Annotated in this window: 20 protein-coding genes, 7 tRNA genes, 2 pseudogenes and 1 other annotated feature; of the genes and pseudogenes, 24 read left to right on the top strand and 5 right to left on the bottom strand. The window is 38.0% G+C overall.

What is annotated here, in order from left to right:
* Nucleotides 1-13: 13 nt before the first annotated feature.
* The 15 genes from AAHB15_RS28345 to AAHB15_RS28275 all read left to right on the top strand — a co-directional run bounded on the left by AAHB15_RS28345 (nt 14) and on the right by AAHB15_RS28275 (nt 8,026).
* Nucleotides 14-86: transfer RNA gene (locus AAHB15_RS28345), tRNA-Ala, on the top strand.
* A 9-nt stretch (nt 87-95) separates the two neighbouring features.
* A tRNA-Ser gene (locus AAHB15_RS28340) sits at nt 96-188 on the top strand.
* A gap of 165 nt (nt 189-353) precedes the next feature.
* Nucleotides 354-427: transfer RNA gene (locus AAHB15_RS28335), tRNA-Met, on the top strand.
* A 3-nt stretch (nt 428-430) separates the two neighbouring features.
* A tRNA-Asp gene (locus AAHB15_RS28330) sits at nt 431-507 on the top strand.
* A gap of 23 nt (nt 508-530) precedes the next feature.
* Nucleotides 531-615: transfer RNA gene (locus tag AAHB15_RS28325), tRNA-Tyr, on the top strand.
* 5 nt (nt 616-620) lie between these two features.
* Nucleotides 621-696 (top strand) — tRNA-His (locus AAHB15_RS28320).
* A gap of 63 nt (nt 697-759) precedes the next feature.
* A tRNA-Gly gene (locus AAHB15_RS28315) sits at nt 760-833 on the top strand.
* Nucleotides 834-1,118: 285 nt separating this feature from the next.
* Entirely contained in the window at nt 1,119-1,445 is a 327-nt protein-coding gene (locus AAHB15_RS28310; protein ID WP_251567687.1) for a hypothetical protein, read from the top strand.
* Nucleotides 1,446-1,660: 215 nt separating this feature from the next.
* Complete coding sequence (locus tag AAHB15_RS28305) at nt 1,661-2,647, top strand: aldo/keto reductase (protein ID WP_342043792.1); 987 nt, start codon at nt 1,661-1,663, stop codon at nt 2,645-2,647.
* 82 nt (nt 2,648-2,729) lie between these two features.
* Nucleotides 2,730-3,551: a dienelactone hydrolase family protein gene (locus AAHB15_RS28300; RefSeq protein ID WP_335573643.1), complete on the top strand. Its 822-nt coding sequence runs from the start codon at nt 2,730-2,732 to the stop codon at nt 3,549-3,551.
* A gap of 6 nt (nt 3,552-3,557) precedes the next feature.
* On the top strand, nt 3,558-4,034 hold the full coding sequence (locus AAHB15_RS28295; protein ID WP_335573642.1) for a GNAT family N-acetyltransferase: 477 nt from the start codon (nt 3,558-3,560) through the stop codon (nt 4,032-4,034).
* Nucleotides 4,035-4,306: 272 nt separating this feature from the next.
* Nucleotides 4,307-5,299 (top strand): biotin synthase BioB, encoded by a 993-nt coding sequence (gene bioB, locus AAHB15_RS28290; protein ID WP_335573641.1) that lies wholly within the window; start codon nt 4,307-4,309, stop codon nt 5,297-5,299.
* Nucleotides 5,300-5,369: 70 nt separating this feature from the next.
* Entirely contained in the window at nt 5,370-6,290 is a 921-nt protein-coding gene (locus AAHB15_RS28285; RefSeq protein ID WP_342043791.1) for a hypothetical protein, read from the top strand.
* A 272-nt stretch (nt 6,291-6,562) separates the two neighbouring features.
* Nucleotides 6,563-6,703 carry a hypothetical protein gene (locus AAHB15_RS28280; protein ID WP_176541451.1) on the top strand — a complete coding sequence of 47 codons (141 nt, stop codon included), beginning with the start codon at nt 6,563-6,565 and terminating at the stop codon, nt 6,701-6,703.
* A gap of 198 nt (nt 6,704-6,901) precedes the next feature.
* Nucleotides 6,902-8,026, top strand: a complete 1,125-nt coding sequence (locus tag AAHB15_RS28275) for an NADH-dependent flavin oxidoreductase (RefSeq protein WP_342043790.1) — start codon at nt 6,902-6,904, stop codon at nt 8,024-8,026.
* A gap of 51 nt (nt 8,027-8,077) precedes the next feature.
* On the opposite strand, the gene AAHB15_RS28270 is transcribed toward AAHB15_RS28275, so the two are convergent.
* Nucleotides 8,078-8,227: a hypothetical protein gene (locus tag AAHB15_RS28270; protein WP_335573638.1), complete on the bottom strand. Its 150-nt coding sequence runs from the start codon at nt 8,225-8,227 to the stop codon at nt 8,078-8,080.
* 51 nt (nt 8,228-8,278) lie between these two features.
* Nucleotides 8,279-8,656 carry a hypothetical protein gene (locus AAHB15_RS28265; protein WP_342043789.1) on the bottom strand — a complete coding sequence of 126 codons (378 nt, stop codon included), beginning with the start codon at nt 8,654-8,656 and terminating at the stop codon, nt 8,279-8,281.
* A gap of 153 nt (nt 8,657-8,809) precedes the next feature.
* Here AAHB15_RS28265 and AAHB15_RS28260 point away from each other — a divergent pair, with 153 nt between their 5' ends.
* The 3 genes from AAHB15_RS28260 (at nt 8,810) to AAHB15_RS28250 (ending at nt 12,574) form a co-directional block, all read left to right on the top strand.
* Nucleotides 8,810-9,685 carry a proline-specific peptidase family protein gene (locus AAHB15_RS28260; RefSeq protein WP_335573636.1) on the top strand — a complete coding sequence of 292 codons (876 nt, stop codon included), beginning with the start codon at nt 8,810-8,812 and terminating at the stop codon, nt 9,683-9,685.
* 149 nt (nt 9,686-9,834) lie between these two features.
* Complete coding sequence (locus AAHB15_RS28255) at nt 9,835-11,076, top strand: ATP-binding protein (RefSeq protein WP_335573635.1); 1,242 nt, start codon at nt 9,835-9,837, stop codon at nt 11,074-11,076.
* Nucleotides 11,077-11,248: 172 nt separating this feature from the next.
* Complete coding sequence (locus tag AAHB15_RS28250) at nt 11,249-12,574, top strand: MDR family MFS transporter (RefSeq protein WP_335573634.1); 1,326 nt, start codon at nt 11,249-11,251, stop codon at nt 12,572-12,574.
* A 53-nt stretch (nt 12,575-12,627) separates the two neighbouring features.
* Here the strand turns inward: AAHB15_RS28250 and AAHB15_RS28245 are convergent, their stop codons facing one another.
* Complete coding sequence (locus AAHB15_RS28245; protein ID WP_335573633.1) at nt 12,628-13,143, bottom strand: gamma carbonic anhydrase family protein; 516 nt, start codon at nt 13,141-13,143, stop codon at nt 12,628-12,630.
* A gap of 265 nt (nt 13,144-13,408) precedes the next feature.
* Nucleotides 13,409-13,656, top strand: a binding site (T-box leader).
* A gap of 63 nt (nt 13,657-13,719) precedes the next feature.
* Between AAHB15_RS28245 and ilvA the strand changes: the two genes are divergently transcribed.
* From ilvA to AAHB15_RS28230, 3 genes are all read left to right on the top strand, one after another.
* A complete protein-coding gene (ilvA, locus tag AAHB15_RS28240; RefSeq protein ID WP_335573632.1) occupies nt 13,720-14,985 on the top strand; it encodes a threonine ammonia-lyase IlvA in 1,266 nt (421 codons plus the stop codon).
* Nucleotides 14,986-15,346: 361 nt separating this feature from the next.
* Entirely contained in the window at nt 15,347-16,066 is a 720-nt protein-coding gene (locus AAHB15_RS28235; RefSeq protein WP_098533315.1) for a YebC/PmpR family DNA-binding transcriptional regulator, read from the top strand.
* A 156-nt stretch (nt 16,067-16,222) separates the two neighbouring features.
* A complete protein-coding gene (locus AAHB15_RS28230; protein WP_335573631.1) occupies nt 16,223-16,480 on the top strand; it encodes a phage integrase N-terminal SAM-like domain-containing protein in 258 nt (85 codons plus the stop codon).
* 346 nt (nt 16,481-16,826) lie between these two features.
* Here AAHB15_RS28230 and AAHB15_RS28225 read toward each other — a convergent pair whose 3' ends face one another.
* Nucleotides 16,827-17,225: a YkvA family protein gene (locus AAHB15_RS28225; RefSeq protein ID WP_144568155.1), complete on the bottom strand. Its 399-nt coding sequence runs from the start codon at nt 17,223-17,225 to the stop codon at nt 16,827-16,829.
* Nucleotides 17,226-17,249: 24 nt separating this feature from the next.
* Between AAHB15_RS28225 and AAHB15_RS28220 the strand changes: the two genes are divergently transcribed.
* Nucleotides 17,250-17,513 carry a hypothetical protein gene (locus AAHB15_RS28220; protein ID WP_335573630.1) on the top strand — a complete coding sequence of 88 codons (264 nt, stop codon included), beginning with the start codon at nt 17,250-17,252 and terminating at the stop codon, nt 17,511-17,513.
* Nucleotides 17,514-17,527: 14 nt separating this feature from the next.
* Nucleotides 17,528-18,019 carry a phage portal protein gene (locus AAHB15_RS28215; RefSeq protein WP_335573629.1) on the top strand — a complete coding sequence of 164 codons (492 nt, stop codon included), beginning with the start codon at nt 17,528-17,530 and terminating at the stop codon, nt 18,017-18,019.
* Here AAHB15_RS28215 and AAHB15_RS28210 read toward each other — a convergent pair.
* Nucleotides 18,016-18,129: pseudogene (locus tag AAHB15_RS28210) on the bottom strand (DUF3224 domain-containing protein); the annotation flags it as partial. The gene AAHB15_RS28215 and the pseudogene AAHB15_RS28210 overlap by 4 nt on opposite strands.
* A 925-nt stretch (nt 18,130-19,054) precedes the next feature.
* On the opposite strand from AAHB15_RS28210, the pseudogene AAHB15_RS28205 reads away from it, so the two are divergent.
* A pseudogene (locus AAHB15_RS28205) lies at nt 19,055-19,200 on the top strand (IS110 family transposase); the annotation flags it as partial.
* Between the last annotated feature and the right edge of the window lie 11 nt (nt 19,201-19,211).

Here is a 19,211-nt window from a genome sequence, read left to right as displayed (position 1 = left end):
TTTACTTCGATATGGGGTCTTAGCTCAGCTGGGAGAGCGCCTGCTTTGCACGCAGGAGGTCAGGGGTTCGATCCCCCTAGACTCCACTTTATACTGGAGGAATACCCAAGTCCGGCTGAAGGGATCGGTCTTGAAAACCGACAGGCGGGTTAAACCGCGCGGGGGTTCGAATCCCTCTTCCTCCGCCAGTATGTAATATTTTTTAATTAGCGCAGGATGGAGCAACGAGCGTTGCTTCAATGAATAATCTGCGAGTTGTACCCATCGAGCTGCAGCTTGATTAAGCCTTCTGAGATGGGGACAGTCAGTAACTAATCCTGTAGCATGCTCCAAAACTTAATAATTTTTACTATCGCGGGGTGGAGCAGTCCGGTAGCTCGTCGGGCTCATAACCCGAAGGTCGCAGGTTCAAATCCTGTCCCCGCAATTTGGTCTGGTAGTTCAGTTGGTTAGAATGCCTGCCTGTCACGCAGGAGGTCGCGGGTTCGAGTCCCGTCCAGACCGCCATCTTTATATTTTACCTGTTTCATGGAGGGGTAGCGAAGTGGCTAAACGCGGCGGACTGTAAATCCGCTCCCTCAGGGTTCGGCGGTTCGAATCCGTCCCCCTCCACCATAATGGCGGCTGTGGCGAAGTGGTTAACGCATCGGATTGTGGTTCCGACATTCGTGGGTTCGATTCCCATCAGCCGCCCCATTCATTTTTTTATTTCAATAAAATTTTATTTGATTCTATTCTTTCTAATAATTTTTAATTAATGCGGGTGTAGTTTACTGGTAAAACCTCAGCCTTCCAAGCTGATGTAGTGGGTTCGATTCCCATCACCCGCTCCATTTTTAACCTATAGCTATAGTAGCTCGGGCGGACGACTTATAACAAACTTACATAATGATACTAAAAGCGCTTAGAATAGTTTCCAAGTGCTTTTTGTTTTGATACATTTTATAAGCGTCAGTGACAGAGGAAATTATACCAACGGAAGATGCAGACAATGATCTACTAACAGGGATGAGTATAGGAATGATAAATTACAGTTTGATTAATAAATGAACAACTTTTTCCACTAATCATCATAAATGTATAAGTAGACCTTAAATTTTCCGATTGGAGGAATATTTGTGTATTATGCACGGGTTGTACAATATAAACTGGGAATTGGTCAAAGGGATATAGCTGAAAAGTTAACAAAAGAGTTTGATAAAAAGAGCAGAAAATTAGTTGGATTTAGAGGTAGTGTTTATTTTTTCGATGACCCTTCCGGTGAATATCGGGCATTAAGTTATTGGGATACGAAAGAGGAAGCCGAACAGGCGCATAAAAAATTATTCCCTGAGCTAGAAGGCAAACTTCTAAGCGTTACTAGGGAAAAACCTATTGTTAAATTTTATGAAGTCTTTGAAGCAACTGATGACGAAGACCTTATGGCTTCACATATTAAAATCTAATCAATAAAAGAACTCAGATTAAAAGCCAATCGATGGAACTAATCTGGGTTCTTTTCATTTAGCTCACTTTTTTTAAAAAAGTGAATCTAATGGAAAATTTCTCCTTCATCTCGTATAATCAATATGGTAACAAGAGTTATTCAGCTTTTAAGTTTCTGTATGTTAATCGAAGCTGTGGTTATTGCACATTACAACTGAAAAAGAGAGGTTGAAAAATGAAAAATAGAACATTGGGTCGTAATGGATTGGAAGTATCGGCACTTGGGCTTGGCTGTATGGGAATGTCTGACTTTTACAGTGGAAGAAATGACGAAGAATCTATTAAGACTATTCACTATGCACTGGAATCAGGGATTACCCTTCTAGATACAGCCGATATGTATGGGGTCGGAAAAAATGAAGAGTTAGTGGGACAGGCTATTAGGAATCTTCGTGACCAGGTTGTAATTGCCACTAAGTTTGGTAATGTAAGGGGCAGTAACGGAGAGTTTCTTGGCATAAATGGACGCCCTGAGTATGTTAAACAAGCATGTGAAGCTAGTCTTCGTCGTCTAGGTGTGGATTATATTGACCTTTATTACCAGCACCGAGTTGATCCAAAGACACCGATTGAAGAAACTGTTGGAGCGATGGCGGATTTAGTTAAAGAGGGAAAAGTGCGCTATCTTGGCCTGTCAGAAGCCGCCCCTCAAACGATTCAACGCGCCCACAGTATACATCCAATAACCGCAGTTCAAACCGAATATTCCTTATGGAGCAGGGACGTTGAGGACGAAATTTTACCCGTTTGCCGAGAGCTCGGGATTGGTTTTGTACCCTACAGTCCATTAGGAAGAGGATTTTTAACCGGACAAATTCAAAAATTCGATGACATAGCTGTGGATGACTATCGCCGCTATTCGCCTCGTTTTCAGGGTGAAAATTTTCAGAGGAACTTAGACCTTGTTAATAAAATTAAAGAAATTGCCAATGAAAAAAATTGCAAGCCTTCCCAATTAGCACTTGCTTGGCTATTAGCTCAAGGGGAGGATATCGTCCCTATTCCAGGAACAAAGAGGATTCACTATCTAGATGAGAATATCGGGGCAATATCTATTGATTTAACAGAATCAGATCTTGCCCGCATTAATGAAGTAGCTCCTCGAGGCGCAGCTGCCGGTGAACGTTACCCTGAAGCGGGAATGAAGGGTGTTAATCTGTAATTGACAGTAACTGAGAACGATAGGCTCTCTTTACATAGTTAAAGTGAGAGGTTCATTATGACTTGAATGGAGGACTAAATGAATGCCAGTAGAAACAAATTGGGTACGTTATGGGAAGAACCAAGAATATATCGGATACATGGCTAAAATGGATCGAGTCAATGAAAACCTACCAGCCGTAATTGTAATCCAAGAGATTTGGGGCGTAGATGCTCATATCCGAGATATAACAGAAAGATTTGCACAAGCAGGATACCTTGCCTTTGCTCCCGATTTATATGCAGAGAATGCGGAGCGAATTGAAGATTTAAAAGAAGAACGAGTAGTAGAAGTAAGAAATTTTCTTGATACCCTGCCACATACGGTTTGGAACAACCCTGATGAAAGGGAGCAGGCGATTCGCGAACTTGAAGAAGGAAAACAAAACCGTGTAACCAAGACCTTTGAAAAAATGTTTGGAGGAATCCAATCTTCTGTTTACATTGAAAACCTATTAGCAGCTACTTCTTTTTTACGCGAAGAGTGCGAAGCGTCAAAAGGTCAAGGAGTTGTTTCTATTGGATTCTGTATGGGTGGAGCTCTGTCAGGATTATTAGCCTGCCGCGACCCACAACTAAAGGGTGCAGCAATTTTTTATGGTACCGCACCTTCTGACGAAGAACTAAAGAACATAAATTGTCCTTTATATGGTTTTTATGGTGAGCTTGATAAGCGGATTTCAGATCATGTGCCTGCTTTTGCTGATCAAATGACGAGAAATCAAAAGTCGTTTGATTATCAAATCTATCAAGACACCCATCATGCCTTTTTTAATGATACGAGATCATCCTATAATGTTTCTGCGGCAAGGGATGCATATCAAAAGGTATTACAATTTTTTAATAACTTGCTGGTTAAGGAATAGTTGGTTGTGAAGGTTACAGTTAAACTAGCTGAGGAAAAAGATGTAATCACTGCCTACCAGCTTATGCTGGAAGCATTTGAAGAATATCGGCATATAGAAGTGCCTTCAAGTGCCCTTAACGAATCACTATCATCTGTATTTGAAAAATATTTAAACCGAACAGAAAAGATACTTCTTTGTTTAATAGATGAAAAACCCCAAGGATCTGTAAGATTTAAGGTTGAGGAAGACTCGTTATATTTTATGCGTGTATCAGTGTCACCATCTGCTAGGGGAAATAGACTTGCGACTACCATGCTGAACTGGTTAGAGGAATATGCGCTGCATTTGAATCTTTCTAAACTTAAATGCAGAGTTAGAATGTCATTACCCAAAAACATTCTCCTGTATGAGGCCCTCGGGTATTTTATTACGAAAAAAGAAACAGTTATTAATCCAAATGGATATGAAGTTAAGACAGTGGTAATGGAAAAAGCCTTATAGAGATGACTTTTAATATATATCAATGAAACGAGGAGGCATAAATCACTCCTCGTTTCATTTTGTCCCTGTATGAGAAGGACGTTGCCAGGCAGGGATAAAGACAACCAAAATGGGTTGTCTTTTTTTGTCCGAAAAATTTAAGCTTTATAGCATTTAGCCAACTACTATATTCCGAATGTTAACTTTATCTTATTTTTAGTTGACAATATTAAAGTGAAACTATTATTCTTAAATTATGGTAAAAATTTCTTTTAAAAGTAGGAGGGGATTAGATGAGTATGTGGAAAGAAATGGCACAGAAAGTAATGGAAGGCAATCAAATATCCAAAGAGGAAGCTTTAAATATTCTTAATTCTTCAGATAATGATTTGTTAGAGGTTCTACAAGGGGCATATTTAATCAGACACCATTATTATGGCAATAAAGTAAAGTTGAATATGATCGTGAATACAAAATCTGGTTTGTGTCCAGAAAACTGTGGGTACTGCTCTCAATCAAGTATTTCCTCAGCACCTATTAAAAAATATCGAATGATGGATAAGGAAGAAATCCTAAAAGGAGCAGAACGAGCTTATCAGCTTAATGTTGGTACATACTGTATAGTTGCTAGCGGAAGAGGTCCAAGCCATAACGAAGTAGAGCAAGTTGTGTCTGCTGTAAAGGATATAAAAGATAAGTACAATTTAAAAGTCTGTGCTTGCCTTGGTATATTAAAACCTGACCAAGCAAGAAAACTAAAGGAAGCTGGTGTTGATCGATACAACCATAACCTAAATACTTCAGAAAATCACCATGAAAACATCACCACCTCACATTCATATCAAGATCGAGTCAATACGGTTGAATTGATAAAGGAAACAGGAATCTCTCCTTGCTCCGGAGTCATTGTTGGCATGAAGGAAACGAAAGAAGATGTCGTAGATATGGCATTTAGTCTAAATGCGATTGATGCAGACTCTATTCCTGTTAATTTTCTACATGCCATTGACGGAACACCACTCGAGGGTACACATGAGTTAAACCCAAGATATTGTTTAAAGGTATTAGCCCTCATGCGTTTTGTCAATCCAACAAAGGAAATTCGTATTTCTGGAGGCCGTGAAGTCAATTTACGCAGTCTTCAGCCTCTAGGTTTGTATGCTGCCAATTCCATTTTTGTGGGAGATTATTTAACTACTGCTGGGCAAGAGAGCACGGCAGACCATCAAATGTTAGAGGATTTAGGTTTTGAAATTGAGTTTATAAAAGAGACTACACAAGCATAGTGAAAACTCATGGTGGTATCAAATGAAAGACAATCAAAAAGGATTGTCTTTTTTTAGTTAGGTAATGATCATGATGTTAGGATTTGCTGCTTTATGGTTATATAATGATGTTAATTACTTTGAAGAAAAATGTACTACTATCGAGAGGAATCAGAAAATGAACATCATTTTATCTTTTTTACATACCTTGCTAATTAGTTTTTTAGAAATGTTTTATCTTGTAGGTGTAATCATAGTGATTGGTTTTATCTTAGGCGCACTTGAAAGGTTATCAAATTCATATTTAGTCCGTACCTTTGGGTCTAAAGGGGTAATGGTGACAGCATGGATTGGAACACCTATTCATGAAATCGGCCATCTTCTTCAATGTTTTATATGGGGACATCGTGTTTCGAGGGTCAGATTACTTCAATTAAATCATCCATCCGGCATACTTGGCTTTGTGGAACATCATTACAATCCGAATAGTATGTATCAGCAAGTCGGTAATTTTTTTATTGGGCTAGGGCCGATTTTTAGTGGTATCGGCTCATTGATTTTAGGTATGTATCTTTTGGTCCCAGCATCTTTTTTGGCTTTTAAAACAGAATTGCAACAACGTATTAAATTTGAGCGGCTGGATGTTACGGTTTTAAAGACTATTGGCGAATCAGTTTCGGTTATTTGTAAGAATCTTTTTACATTGGAAAATTTAATAAATCCTCTTTTTTGGATTTTTTTAGTTATTGCGTTTAGTATTTCTTCTCATATTGCGTTGAGTACGTCGGATATTAGGGGTTCTGCCAGAGGGTTAAGCATGATTTTTTTCGTTCTATTCTTGTTTAATATCATTTCTAGATTACTTAATTGGGATACATACGAAATGATCTTCGGACTAACAGGTTATAATGCCTATGTACTTGCTTTTGGGAGTATTGCATTACTGTTTTCCTTTATTACGCTACTTATTAGTATACTCCTTTTTAATGCGAAAAGATTATTGGTACGATAGATAAAGCTAATGTGAGATTTATTCTGACAGTACTTAGCAGAAAGTCAATGGGAGTTGTCCGAACCCAAGGGATATTCGGACAACACAGGCAAAAAAATTACGTGGGTTGTCCGAATCCAAGATCGCTTCAGACGGCACAAGACCGATCTTTTCCACCACACATTCAAAACTTCAGCATATAAGAAAGTCAGGAATCACACATTAATTGGATGAGTATTTTTTTAAGAGTAAAGCAAAATAAGAAGGTGATTTCTTAACAAGGAGGATTTTTAATGTCAAAAGATAAGCAAACACCTTCAACTGAAGTTGACCAAAAGAAACTATTAAATGATAAAGTGGAAAAAGCTCGTCAAAACAATTTTGAGGATGATCACATTCGAAAAGTGACCGTAAGTGGAGCCCAAGGCGAATAATAGAGAGATAAGAACATTTTCAAAAGCAGATTTTCATTTTAAGATGATTTTCTGCTTTTTTATTGCATAGGAATTACACGTGCAAAGGAAAAATTTTATTTAGAATGCCTCACAGACATAATCGGTAAACTAAACCTTGTTGATACTTGTCGTCCAGGCAATTGTTTGTAAGCTGGAGCAATTAAAGGGGGATTATTGATGAATTCAAAATATGCACCATTATTCGAGTCGTTTACATTTCCGAGCGGAGTAGAAGTTAAGAACCGCGTTGTTATGGCACCGATGACTAATTTTTCATCCAATGCTGATGGGACGGTGACAGATGCAGAGGTAAAGTATTACGCTAGACGTTCAGACGGTGTGGGGATGGTGGTTACCGCTTGTACCTATGTAACAGCAAATGGAAAAGGATTCCAGGGTGAATTTGGCGGGGATCGCGATGAACTAATCCCTAGTTTAAAGCAGGTTGCAACTGCAATCAAAGAAAAAGGCGCAAAGGCCGTTTTGCAAATCTTTCATGGCGGCAGACAGTGCCCGCCTGAATTAGTGCCGAATGGAGAAATTGTCAGTGCAAGTGCTGTCCCAGCTGAAGGAAACGGGAAACCAGTTCCGAGAGAATTAACGGACCAAGAAATTGAATCCATTATTCATGATTTTGGTGAGACGACTCGGCGGGCGATTGAAGCAGGTTATGATGGCGTCGAAATCCATGGTGCAAACGGCTATTTGCTTCAGCAATTTTTCTCGCCTCACTCCAATCGACGCGAGGACAGGTGGGGAGGAAGCATCGAAAAGAGGCTTACTTTTCCGTTAGCGGTAGTGGATGAAGTAAAAAAGGTGGCAGCGGAGCATGCAAAAGCACCTTTCATCATCGGCTATCGTTTTTCACCAGAGGAGCCGGAAACGCCAGGTATTACGATGGCTGAAACTCTAGTACTGATTGATGCACTTGCTGACAAAAATTTGGATTATCTGCATGTCTCTTTACAGGAATTCTGGTCTAAACCAAGGCGTGGAGCGGAGGATTCTCGCGCGCGGATTGAAATTATTCAAGAACGGGTCGGAGATAAAGTTTCAGTAATCGGCGTTGGTTCTCTTTATACGGCAGATGATGTACTGAAGGCTTTCCAATCGGGTGTACCATTCATTGCTATGGGACGGGAATTGATCATCGATCCGGATTGGGTTCAGAAGGTAAAAGAAGGACGTGAAGCAGAGATTGTAACGAAGATTGATAAAAGTAAACAACAGGACCTGGTAGTCCCAGACCCACTTTGGCAAGCAATCATCCACTCACCGGGATGGTTCCCTGGGATCGAATAGCTGAAAAGGCATCCCATAATTTGGGATGCCTAAAAAAAGCCATCGCTGGCGTTAGGAGTACTGATTATTATCGCTATCGGCATCATTGCTGTTAATCATTTCTTTCACATCCTGTGAAATTTTATCAAATGTTTGATTCACTCTATTCATAATTTCCTCATTGTTTGTTGTCCCGATATTTTGATCATTGTTTTTTTCCATTCCATTCACCTCCATTCTTATCGTTTGTAAAATATCTATAGTTTATTACAATTACTGTCTGTATTCTGCCTGATATGAATTTTCTCCAGCGTGTACCGATAACAGTGTATCGGCATAACCGACTAAGCGATTAATAATTTCATCCGAAATTCCATAGACAAGCTGATGGAGGGCTTTATTATGTAAGGCTGGATCATCAAAAATAATCGTGGTATTAATAAATATTTCTTTCGTACCTAATAGATTGTAATGAATGATCGCTTTACCTGCAGCCCCGCTCGTTATGGGATCTTTAAAGTTTGGTAAAAAGATATACCATTCCTCCGCAGAGGGTGAGCGGAAATTTTTCGTAAAGGTCATCCCTGAAATTTCATCCTGGATTTGTTTCCTTGTTTGACTACTAATTACCTCGACAATGTTATCCTTCATGACGATTCCTTCTTTCAGACCAGTCCTTTAGTTTAACATTCCCCACTTTTCTATATTCCTTACATAATAACGGGAAGGAATTATTACTAAATAGTAGAATAGTAAAGAAAAGGATCCACAGAAAAAGTGATAATACTTGTAGGGAGAGATTGTATGTATGAAGAGGGACTAATTGAAGTAACTGGAGGAAGAGTTTGGTATCAAAAATTTGATCAGAACGGAAAGGGAACACCTTTGGTTGTTTTACACGGCGGGCCTGGGTCCTCATGTTTTTCATTACAAGGATTGAAGGAACTTAGCAAGGATCGACTCGTCATCTTATATGATCAATTAGGCTGTGGACGTTCTGACCGTCCAACGGATAAAAGCCTATGGCGAATTGAGAGATTTGTAGAGGAATTGGCCCAAGTGCGCACAGCGCTAAACCTTGATGAAGTACATATTCTTGGTCATTCTTGGGGAACAACACTTGCTGCAGCCTATGCTTTAACACAGCCAGTTGGGATAAAGAGTATTATTTTTTCGAGTCCCTGCCTCAGTGCACCATTGTGGGAGCAAGACCAGAAACGGAACCTTAAGGAACTTCCAATTGAAGTACAAGAGACCATCAAACGCTGCGAAGAAAATGGAACAACAGACTCAGAAGAATTTGAAGCGGCAATAGAGGTATTTAGTAAACATTTCGTGAATCGGTTGGAGAAAAAGCCAGAATGGCTCGAGAAAAGACCGCCAGAATATCGGAATTCTGAAGTCTATAATATCATGTGGGGGCCGTCCGAGTTTACGGTTCTCGGTAATTTGAAAGAATTTGATTGCACTTCACAGTTAAAGGACATCACCTGCCCAACGTTGTATACATGCGGACGGTTTGATGAAGCAACACCTGAAACCACAGAGTATTATAGCAGCCTGTCACCCAACTCCAAGTTTCATGTATTTGAGAAAAGTGCCCATATGGCCTACATCGAAGAACCAGAAGAGTACCTAAGCGTAATGGGAGATTTTCTAAAAACAATCGATTGTCGATAGCAGAGGTTTATTTAGCAGCTTGAGGATATCAAGCTGTTATTTTTTAGGAATTTGCGATAATATTGGAGAATCATAGAGGATAAAGTAGTTTTTTGGCGAATATACTCCTAAAGAGCTACTATTCTTGAACTATAATAGAGGGTATAAAGATGAAAAGAAAAGGTCAACTCATTCTGGTTTCTATATCCATTGTTTTTACGATTTTTCAGAAACTTACAGATCAACACGATTTACTTACCTTAGACTTTTTTATTTTTACCATAATTGCTTGGTTTGTCGGGTGGCAATATGATAAAGCACGCTACTTTGAAAAAAAAGCCCGTGCCAGTGAGGAGAGTTATAAGAAATTAATCGATTCGTTGCCTCAGCCCGTCTATATTACACAAAATCATCGCTTTCTATATGCAAATCATGCTGCTGTCAATATGGCTGGCTTTGCTCGTAGAGAGGATATGATTGGAAAATACTTATTTGATTTTATTCTTCCTGAGTATAAAGATCGGTTAATGGAAAGATTTAAACAGATCAATAAAGAGAAAAGTCCAGTAAACACAATCGAATACAAGGCCAAACGATTAGATGGGTCCACCTTCTTTTTCGAAGTAACCTCCTTATTTATTTCATATGGCGGTGAAAAGGCAATTTTATCGATGGGAAAAGATATTACTGATCGGAAAGAACAAACGGAGAGCCTTCTGCAAAAATCTGAAAAGCTTGCCTTGTTAGGGCAAATGGCTGCTGGCATTGCCCATGAAATCCGCAATCCACTCACTTCAATAAAAGGGTTTATTCAACTATTTAAGTCCCATCACCTAAAAGATGAATACTTTGATATCGTATTATCAGAACTAGATCGGATTAATGCCATTGTTAGTGAATTTCTGGTATTAGCAAAACCAACGGCAGCCGTATATAAGGAAAGCGATATAACGGAATTACTAAATGATGTTGTGACCTTAATTGGTACCCAATCTATTTTAAATAATGTGGAGATAGCAGTCGAATATGAAAAGGATCTGCCAATGGTCAGCTGTGAAGAGAATCAATTAAAGCAAGTTTTTCTTAATCTTTTTAAAAATGCAATTGAAGCCATGCCGAATGGTGGAAATATTGGAGTTAACGTGAGGAAAAAGGGTGCAGGTCAAATTGCGATCCAGATTATTGATGAGGGAATCGGAATACCCAAAGAAAGAATTTCGACGCTTGGCGAACCGTTTTATACGACAAAGGAAAAGGGTACCGGACTCGGCCTGATGACTTGTTACAAAATCATCGAGAGTCATCATGGTATCCTTGATATTCAAAGTAAAGTAAATAAAGGTACAACAATTGAAATAATACTACCATCGATCTCCCAGACATTGTTGAAAATTGAACCAATTAAAATATAACAAACTATATATTAAGAGAAGATGGTATTTATTAATGCTCTAACCCTATGGTTAGGGCTCTTTTTCTTAATTTGAGTCCTTTTTACTAATAAAAATAATAGATATTTTGCTATAATGGTAAATGCACCTATTTTTTTATTTGTAAAAAAAAGGGAGCTAATAGGGGGTTTTTATGAATAGAAATAAATATGTTTTTTGGGGCCTTGTCATTACGACCCTAATTTCAGCACTCGATGCGAATATTATGCAAACAGCAAGCCCAACCATTGTTAAGCAGCTCGGTGGAATGGAGTTGTTTGCCTGGGTTTTTTCGGTTTATATGTTAGCAAGTACTATTACCGTGCCGCTTTATGGGAAACTTTCCGATATGTATGGTCGAAAGAAACTTTTAATGATTTCAGTTGGATTATTCACCTTTGGTTCCATTCTTTGTGGTATGGCCAATTCGATGGTGATGCTAATTGTCTTTAGAGGAATTCAAGGACTGGGTGCTGGCGGGATGGTCCCACTTTCGATGATTATTGTTGGAGATTTATTTACGATTGAACGGCGCGGGAAAATTCAAGCCGTTTTTAGCAGTATTTGGGCCATTTCTTCTGTTGTTGGTCCCATTTTAGGATCCTTTTTTGTAGAAGCGTTAACATGGAGATGGATTTTCTTCATCAATATTCCGATCGGAATTGCAACTGTCTTATGTTTAATTCCATACAAAGAAACTACTGAATTTCGGAAGGCCCATATTGACTACAAGGGATTTTTCTTATTTGGAATTTCAATTACACTTTTACTATTGTCCACCAATGTCAGCAAGCCGTTTTGGTATCTCGTAATTGGCTTTATTGGGATGCTTGTTTTTGTGTTGGTCGAAAGGAAGGAAGAACAACCTTTTTTACCGGTTTCTCTATTTAAAAATAAAGGTATTCTAAGAACGAATCTTTTTATGTTATTTTACTGCCTTTCCTTTTTCGGTACTTCGAACTTTATTCCATTGTTTTTACAAGAAGGCCAGCATATGAGTATTTATAAAAGTGGATTGATCCTATTAAGTATTGCGGCCGGCTGGATGTTTGGCAGTACCCCGGCAGGGAAAGGGATTATTCGTTTTGGCTATAAACCTTTATTTATAGTTGGCAGTTTTATTACGACTATCTCTGGACTTTTGCTTTATTTATTTATTAATGACATATCCTATCTTGTTTTGTTTTTAATTTTGACTGTCCAAGGGGTGGCATTTGGCTTGTTGTTCGCAGTTGGAACGATTGCGTCTCAAGAGTTTGCAGAAGCCCATATCAAAGGTATGTCGACCTCTCTGCAGATTTTTCTGCGAAACATCGGGACATCTGTTGGGGTGACCATAATGGGGTTACTCATTAACCAAGCGGCTCATATTAGTATTGGGATGAAAAATGTGTTTCTTTATGCACTTCTTTTGAGTTTGGTTACTGTTGGGATCAGTTTTATCATTCCAGCGAAGACTGCTGCGGCGGTAGGGAAGTAATTACTGTAAAAATCCGGTCACAATACGTATGTGACCGGATTTTATTATATACTCTAACTTTTAAGTATCTCCCTAAACTCTTTTCCTTTTTGAACATAATGCTCGCTCGACATTTGCAGCATCTGCAAATCTTTATCTGTTAGCTCACGGACGACCTTCCCAGGTGAACCTAATACAAGGGAGCGGGGCGGGATTTTGATTCCACCAGCTAAAAGAGTATTTGCACCAATAATACATTCCTCGGCGACCTCCACATTGTCTAAAAGAGTTGAACCCATCCCCACTATAGAGCGCTTACCGACTTTACATCCATGCAAAATAACATTATGTCCTATTGTTACATCATCTTCAATTACGACTGGAAAACCTTCGTATAAATGGATTGTGGAATTATCCTGAATACTGCACCGCTCACCAATGATAATAGGACCATCATCCGCACGGATAACCGCATTAAACCACACCGTGGAATCCTTGCCAATCTGAACATCACCAATTAAATATGCCCCAGGCGCCACAAACACAGACTCATGAATAAGAGGGGACTTACCGTTATAAGGAATTTTCAAGACAAAACCTCCTCAATTTTTATCAGAATTTTATAACTACTAAAGTAATTATACCATTACCAAACAAAATAGGATAAAAATGGTGACAGGCACTATTCTTCATTCTCACATGATGTAAACGGTGCCTGACACCATTTCTAATACTGGGATAATGGTAAACTCCACTTGTTTCCGATGTAAGCGCTTTAAAATAAACAAAATAGTTAAAATAGTCAAAAAACATTGACAGACTTTTTTTTCGGTGGTACCCTTATCTAAAATTACATATGAATTGATGACGAGAAGAGTAGGGTAGGTTCAACTGTTCCTAGAGAGTCGACGGTTGGTGGGAGTCGATAACAGGACTATCTGAAAATCATCTCTGAGATGTATGGCTGAACTAGCAGTAGGCTATACCGGAATGTCCACCGTTAACTTGGAACACGTACAACCAAATGTACGTTGATCGAGAGCCGCTAACCTATAAATGGTCAGCGGAAGTAGGGTGGTATCGCGAGTTCACTCGTCCCTATAACCAGGGGGCGAGTTTTTTGTTGTCTATAAACAAATGAGTACTAATATAGGAGGATGATTATTATGAGTCAACAAGTAGATAAAAAAGCATTTAATGTGGAGGACATCATCATTGCTAGTCATACGATTAAAGATGTCATTTCACCTACTCCATTACAATATAATCACTTATTATCAGAACGATATGGCTGTCATATCTACTTGAAGCGAGAAGATATGCAAAGTGTCCGTTCATTTAAAATCCGTGGTGCCTATAACCGGATTAAAAAGTTAAATGAAGATGAGCTAGAGAACGGAATTATCTGTGCTAGTGCCGGAAATCATGCGCAGGGTGTAGCCTATTCTTGCCACCTGCTGAATATTAACGGAAAAATCTTCATGCCAAGTACAACACCGAAGCAAAAGGTAAATCAAGTTAAGTTTTGGGGCAAAGACAGTGTTGAAATTGTCCTAATCGGAGATACTTTTGATGATGCCTACGAAAAAGCACGGGAATGCAGTCTAGCAGAAAACCGTACGTTTATCCATCCTTTTGATGATTTCGAGGTCATCGCCGGCCAAGGGACAGTGGCTGTTGAATTGCTTAACGACTGCCCGGAAAAAATTGATTACTTATTTGCTGCTATTGGCGGCGGGGGTCTTGTTGCCGGGTGCGGTACTTATTTAAAACATTTTTCACCACAAACGAAACTAATCGGGGTAGAGCCTCAAGGGGCACCTGGGATGAAAGAATCTATTTTAAAGGGTGAAGTGACTTCACTGCAACAGATTGATCCGTTTGTCGATGGTGCCGCTGTTAAAACAGTTGGTACCAAGACTTTCGAAATCTGTAAAGAAATTGTTGATGATATTGTGGTTGTTCCGGAAGGAAAGGTTTGTACAACGCTTTTATCCCTTTATAACGAAAATGCGATTGTTGTTGAACCTACAGGAGCCCTTTCAGTTGCAGCATTAGATTCTTATGCTGAACAAATCAAAGGAAAAACCGTTGTTTGTGTCGTCAGCGGCGGTAACAATGATATTGGCCGGATGCAGGAAATTAAAGAGAGATCCAAACTCTATGAAGGTCTTCAGCATTATTTCATTGTCCAGTTTCCACAGCGTCCCGGAGCACTACGTGAATTTTTATTTGACGTATTAGGGCCAAATGATGATATCAGTCATTTTGAATATACGAAAAAGAATAATCGTGAAACCGGCCCCGCCTTAGTTGGGATTGAATTAAAGGATAAAGAAGATTACTATCCATTAATGGAACGGATTAAGGCAAAAGGATTCTTCCACCGAGAAGTGAATAAAGACAGCACACTATTTCAGATGCTAGTTTAAAGAACAAAAGCGGAAGCGCCTTGACCAGGGGCGACAGGCATAAGCCGAGCCGGCGAGAAGGTTGTTCTTTAACCTTCTTGACGGATTGGCTTATGACCCCGAGCCCCTAGGCGCTAGAGCTGGACGTATCAAAAGACCATTCACTCGTTGGAATGGTCTTTTTTAGCTTTTTACATAGCAGGATACTTAACAAATGCAACATTTAATGTATAATATTATTTGTGCATGAAGACAGTCATAAAATTTATGCTGTATTCTAGTCAGAATAAATCGTATGAACTTCAAAATTGTTATATTGAAAAAAAAACAATTTTCAATATAAGCATTTTGGCAGATTCAATTTGGAAAGAGAGTGTTCAGAATGGGACGTAAATGGAACAATATTAAAGAAAAGAAAGCTTCAAAAGATGCCAATACGAGCCGTATTTACGCAAAATTTGGTGTTGAAATTTATGTAGCAGCTCGTAGTGGTGAACCAAATCCCGAGTCCAACCAAGCGTTAAAATTTGTCCTAGAGCGTGCTAAAACTTACAATGTGCCAAGACATATTATTGACCGTGCCATTGAAAAAGCCAAGGGTGGTTCAGAAGAAAGCTATACAGAACTTCGTTATGAGGGCTTTGGTCCAAACGGATCAATGGTTATTGTAGATGCCCTAACCAATAACGTAAACCGTACTGCTGCGGATGTCCGCGCTGCTTTTGGAAAAAACGGCGGAAACATGGGAGTCAGCGGTTCTGTTTCCTATATGTTTGATGCAACAGCTGTCATTGGTGTTGAAGGAAAATCATCAGATGATGTTCTTGAACTATTAATGGAAGCAGATGTGGATGTACGTGACATATTAGAAGAAGATGAGCAAGTAATTGTTTATGCAGAGCCTGATCAATTCCATGCCGTCCAAGAAGCTTTTAAGCAAGCGGGTATTACTGATTTTACTGTAGCGGAATTAACGATGCTTCCACAAAACGAGGTAACACTTGAAGGTGAAGCATTGGCGAAATTCGAAAAAATGATTGATGTATTAGAAGATTTAGAAGATGTTCAGCGCGTATATCATAACGTTGATCTTGGTGAATAATGAATGAAAGCAGACAAAAATAAGCCTTTTTGAATTTTTTAATAGGCTTAAATTTTGTGAACTGTGACATACTTACACAAAACCACTGTAAAATACGGTGACTAACGTGAAGCTCACTTTTGTATGAGAAATTCAAACAAAGGTGGGTTTTTTTGTATGAACTTTGAAGACATTTACAAAGAGTTTCTATACGATTTAGAAATAAAAAATTATAGTCCACGGACAATCAAAGGTTATAAAAATAACAACAAAGCATTTATAACTTTTTTGAAAAATGAATTCGATGTTGAAGAAGTTAAAGAAATATCATCAAAGCAAATAAAAGCATACCTCATGAATCTAAAAAACAAAGGGCTAAAAGAATTGTACATTAATAACATTCAAAAGTGTATGCGATCGTATGTAATAATCTAAATGGCTTTATATCAATGTTTGTTTATTACGAAAAATTATCAGATATACAATATTATATGCAGTGTTGATACATCTAGGTTTAGACGGATGTATTGATGATTATTTTCCATCTTTTCTGCATAAATCAGTGCTGTTATTTGTATAGAAAAATGATTGATTATATGCATAAAAGCAGCGTTTTATTGGTTTAAATTATTTATTATTTACTCTTATTTTATTGTTTTAAGGTGACGGTCTTTTTTATTTGGGGTGGGGTACCTTCTCGACTCCACTCAACAAGACAGGATAGGGATTATCATCATAATTTTTTATAATATTTTTTAACTTTTCAATCCATTGATGAATCTTAGAGAACTATTGTGCGAATCACTTTTCCAATCCAAATGGCAAATGCTATCCAAATCAAAATAAAAAGAATGCCAACAAACCAATTCTTTGGTTTTCCATTTTTCCTCATTTCTTCAGCCTTGGCTCGGTTATCCTCGATAACATGGTGAGGAATCAATTTTAATGCCAGGGACATGCCAAGAGGAACAATGATTAGGTCATCAAGATAACCCAATACAGGAATAAAATCTGGGATTAAATCAATGGGACTAAAAGCATATGCTACTACGCAGATGGCAACAACTTTGGCATACCATGGAACTCTATCATCTTTATAAGATAGAAAAAGTACAAATAGATTATGTTTCAATTTTCTTGCATAGTTTTTTAATTTTGTTAATACATTTTCTTTTTCCATTTGTGTTCAAAACCTCCACTCAGTATGATTATAAATCAAAATAAGGTAGAGGAGAAATTTATTAATGAAGAAAATCGTATACGTTCAATCGCTGGTAAAGTCAATTATGGCTTTATCATTTTTTGTGAAGAGGACGAAAATTTCTGGTCTCAAATATTAGATTATCAAGGCTCAAAGATAGGTCATGATGAGGCAATCGATGCGGTTGAAGTACTTGATGCTAATATTGATGAAATTAGTATTGTTAGACCAATCAAATTATACGATAGATCAAGAATAGGACTGTAGAAAGGAGTGGAACAGTGGAAATCACAGAAGAATTGTTATTACAATGCCTTGAAGCATTTAGGCGGCAACAAGCAGAAAAACAAAAATATCAAGATTATTACGATGGTAAGCATGATATTGTTTCCAATTATAAGTTCTCACCTAACAGAGCTACCCAAAAAATTGTGGTCAATTGGTTCAAGAAATTCCTTCATGATGATTTAGCTTACTCATTAAATAATCCTGTCAATTACATTGATAAACAAGGAAATAAAGACATTATTGATCTCATTGATTTAGATTTCTCTACATCAGAAAAGATACATAATCAGAAACTCATGTTAAAGACTAATACTTTTGGTCATGCTTATGAATTGCGTTATTTAAAAGACAATGAGTTCAAAGCAACAGTGTTAACACCTCTCAATGCCTTTGTTTTAGAGGGTAACGATGCTGATAAAACAAAAAGGATATTCCTAATATTTCAGGGATGCCCTTTTTTACTATACTATAGGGTATATCGTTAGAGTTTAAAGTCTAGAATCATCTTACTGGTTTGACCTGTAAACTTATAATTATAGGACCCTTTTAAGCTTTCTAAGTCACCGGTAGCTTTGATGATTGTTGCTGGAGTATCGGAACTTAACTAAAAAGGGACTCCTTAGAATCCCTAGTTTTATAGAGTGGGCTAATTAGTTCACTCTTTTTTCTTTTATAACTAAAGCACCCGGTCCTGCATTATTAATGCCTTATTTCCTCATAATCTGTACTTAGAGGTGAAGCATATAGATTAATAAATAATATGTAGACTGGATACAGAATGACAGACCCATAAATCAGAAGGCTAAATCTCGGAAAAAGTGTTACTCCTGCATTAATAGGAAAAATAACAGGGAAAAAAGAGAAAAAAAGAATAAAATATGGTACCCACAAAAGGAGTGACAAATAGCTGTATTTTCTACTTATAGTCCATTTTTTTGTTAAGTAAATGAATAAAATTGTCGAAAGTAGAAGCCCAATAACATTAATAGCAGCAATTACAATGTAAACATTATCCCATTCCCAGCCAGTTAACGTACTAATATGAGATACATTTATTATGAGTTCGATTGCTATAAACAACGCTATAGCGTATAAGGCACTAATAGTATTTAACTTTATAAAAAACTTCATCATATACCTCCTTAATTAAGAAACAGCACACCTCTGATTTAAGTACTTTATTCAATTATAATCATTCTTAAAGTAACCTGCCACGTTCGTATTATAAGTTCAGCAAGATATTTCTGGTTGAACATTTTTTATATCGTTTTATTATTACGGTAGCCGGGGTAGAACGTACCTGCCCGTGGGGCTTAGACCTCGTCAGCTAAACCTCGCCTCCTTCTTGTGGAAACATGTTTGAGGCTGGTTGGGACTCAGATCTCGTATAACAAGCGAAGCTATGATACTACAAGAAGGATTAGGGGTACCGGTGAATTTGTTTATTGGAGGAGGAGATTTAAACATGAATCCATAGTTGATCTGGATGTTTAAAAGGGAAAAGTGAAGTTCAAGCATTTCTGGATAAAGGAAAACCATACGGTAAGAGCTTTTTATATTAAGCATGATCTTGTTGGACTAGGGGCATTGTTAGAGTTTCTCAAAAAGATAAAAGAAATAACAGGTCAGCAACCTTCGGTGGTTGGAAGCTACAGGACATTATCATAGGAAGAAAGA

It is taken from the genome of Bacillus sp. OTU2372 (genome assembly GCF_038440275.1).
In the GTDB taxonomy this organism is placed as follows: domain Bacteria; phylum Bacillota; class Bacilli; order Bacillales; family Cytobacillaceae; genus Neobacillus; species Neobacillus bataviensis_B.
This window is presented reverse-complemented; position numbering and strand designations above follow the sequence as displayed.